General features: G+C 63.2%; 4 protein-coding genes and 1 other RNA gene. 3 read left to right on the top strand and 2 right to left on the bottom strand.

Annotated elements, in window-relative coordinates; all coding sequences use genetic code 11:
- Both MOV76_RS38710 and ffs read right to left on the bottom strand, forming a co-directional pair.
- Positions 1-1,208 (bottom strand): DNA polymerase III subunit gamma/tau (locus MOV76_RS38710; protein WP_247266549.1); only part of this gene is annotated, 1,208 nt, incomplete at its 3' end.
- Between the two features lie 45 nt (positions 1,209-1,253).
- Positions 1,254-1,350, bottom strand: an RNA gene (gene ffs / locus MOV76_RS38715) — signal recognition particle sRNA small type.
- Between the two features lie 89 nt (positions 1,351-1,439).
- Between ffs and MOV76_RS38720 the strand changes: the two genes are divergently transcribed.
- From MOV76_RS38720 to MOV76_RS38730, 3 genes are all read left to right on the top strand, one after another.
- On the top strand, positions 1,440-1,850 hold the full coding sequence (locus MOV76_RS38720; RefSeq protein ID WP_247266550.1) for an HIT domain-containing protein: 411 nt from the start codon (positions 1,440-1,442) through the stop codon (positions 1,848-1,850).
- Entirely contained in the window at positions 1,847-2,806 is a 960-nt protein-coding gene (gene nudC, locus MOV76_RS38725) for an NAD(+) diphosphatase (RefSeq protein WP_018244271.1), read from the top strand. Before MOV76_RS38720 ends, nudC begins: the two co-directional genes overlap by 4 nt.
- 4 nt (positions 2,807-2,810) lie before the next feature.
- A partial coding sequence (locus MOV76_RS38730; RefSeq protein ID WP_247266551.1) for a YafY family protein occupies positions 2,811-3,110 on the top strand: 300 nt, incomplete at its 3' end.

Genomic DNA, 3,110 nt, shown 5'->3' on the forward strand with positions numbered 1-3,110 from the left:
CCGGCATTGTCGCCGGAAAATTCGGCAAGCCGCCGCGCCGCATCCTCGGGCGCCGGCAGATGCGCGGCATGTGCAAGCCGGATCAACACCATCTCGGCGGCCCCTGCCGTCCGCGACGAGCCTTCCGTTTCCGGAATGCCCTTGAGCAGCATCTGCCAGATGCGCGACAGCGTCGTCACCGCAACGCCCTTGGCGAATTCCGCCGCCTTGGTGCGCTCGACCTCGCTGAGCGAAGGATCGTTTGCCGCATCCGGCACATATTTCAGCCGCGTTACCAGATGGGTGAAATCGGCAAGATCGGTCAGCACCACCACCGGATTGGCGCCGGCTTCGTATTGGTTCTGGAACTCGCCGAGCGCGGCGGCCACATCGCCTTTGACGATATGCTGGAAGAGATCGACGATCCGGGCGCGATCGGCAAGGCCGAGCATGCCGCGCACGGCTTCGGCCTGCACGACGCCTGCGCCATGGGCGATCGCCTGGTCGAGCAGCGACAGGCCGTCGCGCGCCGAACCTTCGGCAGCACGCGCGATCATCGCCAGCGCATCGGCTTCCGCCTCGATGCCTTCCTTGGCGGCGATCGTCGTGAACAGCCCGACGAGATCTGAGGCGCTGATACGGCGCAGGTCGAAGCGCTGGCAGCGCGACAGCACGGTGATCGGAACCTTGCGGATTTCGGTAGTGGCGAAGATGAATTTCACATGCTCCGGCGGCTCTTCCAGCGTCTTCAACAGGCCGTTGAAGGCCTGCGTCGACAGCATGTGCACTTCGTCGATGATATAGACCTTGTAGCGCGCCGAAACCGGTCGGTACCGCACCTGCTCGATGATCTCGCGGATATCGTCGATACCGGTATGGGAGGCGGCATCCATCTCGATCACGTCGACATGCCGGCCTTCCATGATCGCCTGGCAGTGCTCGCCCGGCGTGCGAAGGTCGATCGTCGGCTTGTCGATTTCCGAGGTCTTGTAGTTCAGCGCCCGCGCCAGGATGCGCGCCGTCGTCGTTTTGCCCACACCGCGCACACCCGTCAGCATGTAGGCTTGCGCGATGCGGCCGGTTTCGAAGGCGTTGGTGAGGGTGCGGACCATCGGCTCCTGGCCGACCATCAAGTCCGTGAAATCCTTGGGGCGGTATTTGCGAGCCAGCACCCGGTATCCGGTGCCCGTCGAGGCGGCATCTTTTGATTGTCGCTCGGTGTCGCTCATCGCCCTGCTTGTCGCCCGGATCGTCGGGCACTTCGTGGAGAGAAGGTGGGAGGCTGGCACGATGACCCGTGCCGGGCTCGTTAGGGCTGCTTCCTTCCGGACCTGACCCGGTTGGCGAGTGGCTCGTCCACCACCAACCTCCCGGATGCACATATCGGCAATATCGTCATCAAAAGCAAGCCAACATGCAAAAAAACTGCTAGTCGTTGGAAAACATGAGGAGAATGCCCTTTGAAAGGTTTCGTGCTCGACCCTCGGCTGGAAAATGACAGCGTCAGCATCATGGTCACCGGTCTCTGCGATCTGCGATTGTCGAGGGATGCCCGCTGGCCCTGGCTCATTCTCGTGCCGCGCCGGGCTGGTATCACCGAGATCTTCGAGCTGACGCCGCTCGACCAGGTGCTGCTTGCCTTCGAGACGGAGCTGGTCGCCAAGGCGCTGAAGGAGATCACCGGCGCGACAAAAATCAATGTCGGGGCTCTTGGCAATATCGTCCGCCAGCTTCATGTTCATGTCATTGCCCGCTTCGAAGGCGATGCGAACTGGCCGGGTCCCGTCTGGGGCTTCGGGCGCGCGGAGCCCTACGAGGACGGAAAGAGAGACGAATTTATAGCGAAGCTGCGGGAAGCCCTTTCATCATGAGTCATTCGCTTTTCGATTCGGATGTGCCGCATCCGGAACCCAGCAATCTCACGGCCTTTGCCGCCAACGACCTCAATCGCGATTCCGAACATCGCGATGAACAATCCGTCGAAAAGGCGCTGGCAAAGGAAGGCACCCATATCTTCGCCTTCGCGGGGGATAAGCTGGTGCTGAAGCATGACGGCCAGGTGCTCGACCCGCTCTTTGCCCGCTATGAGCTGCAGGGATTGCAGCCGGATTGGGATGAAACGGTGCTTCTCGGCTACCGCAAGACCGGCGAGCCGCGCCTTGCGGTTCCCGTCGGCATCGATGTCGACGACCTCACCAGCCAGTACAAGCCTGCCGACGGCCGCACGCTGTTTCGCGAAATGCTGATCGACGAAGTGTTGCTCGGCGAATTCGCCCAGGCCGCAAGCCTCATCCGCTGGAACGGCGACAATCGCTTCTGCGGCCGCTGCGGCTCGGCGATGGAGATCCACATCGGCGGCTACAAGCGCGTCTGCGCCGCCTGCGAGCACATGATCTTCCCCCGAACCGACCCCGTGGTCATCATGCTGACGGTCGATGAGCAGCGCGACCTCTGCCTGCTCGGCCGCAGCCCGCATTTCGCGCCCGGCATGTATTCTTGTCTTGCCGGCTTCCTCGAACCCGGCGAGACCATCGAGAACGCCGTGCGTCGCGAAACGCTGGAGGAATCGGGCATCCGCACCGGCCGCATCCGCTACCACGCCTCGCAGCCCTGGCCGATGCCGCATTCCCTGATGATCGGTTGTTACGCCGAGGCGAAATCCACCGAAATCAGCCGCGATGAGACGGAACTGGAGGATTGTCGCTGGTTTACCCGCGAGGAAACGATCGAGATGCTGGAACGCCCGAGCGCGACAGGCAAGGCCTCGCCGCCGAAAGGGGCGATCGCCCACCGCCTGATGCGTGACTGGGTGGAGTGGAAGCGGTAGCGCCATGCCGGTCGCCCGCTCGGAACGGCTGCTGACGCTGCTCCAGACGCTCCGGCGTTACCGGCGGCCGGTGACCGGCTCGGTGCTCGCTGAGGAGACCGGTGTCAGCCTGCGCACGCTCTATCGCGATATTGCCAGCCTGCAGGCTCAGGGCGCGATGATCGAAGGCGAAGCCGGCATCGGTTATGTGCTGAAGCCCGGTTTCATGCTGCCGCCGATGATGTTTTCCGAAGAAGAGCTGGAGGCATTGGTGCTTGGCTCGCGCTGGGTTGCCCGCGCCGCCGAGCCGCGCCTTGCCGGCGCT

It is taken from the genome of Rhizobium sp. PRIMUS64 (assembly GCF_023006465.1).
Lineage (GTDB): Bacteria > Pseudomonadota > Alphaproteobacteria > Rhizobiales > Rhizobiaceae > Rhizobium > Rhizobium leguminosarum.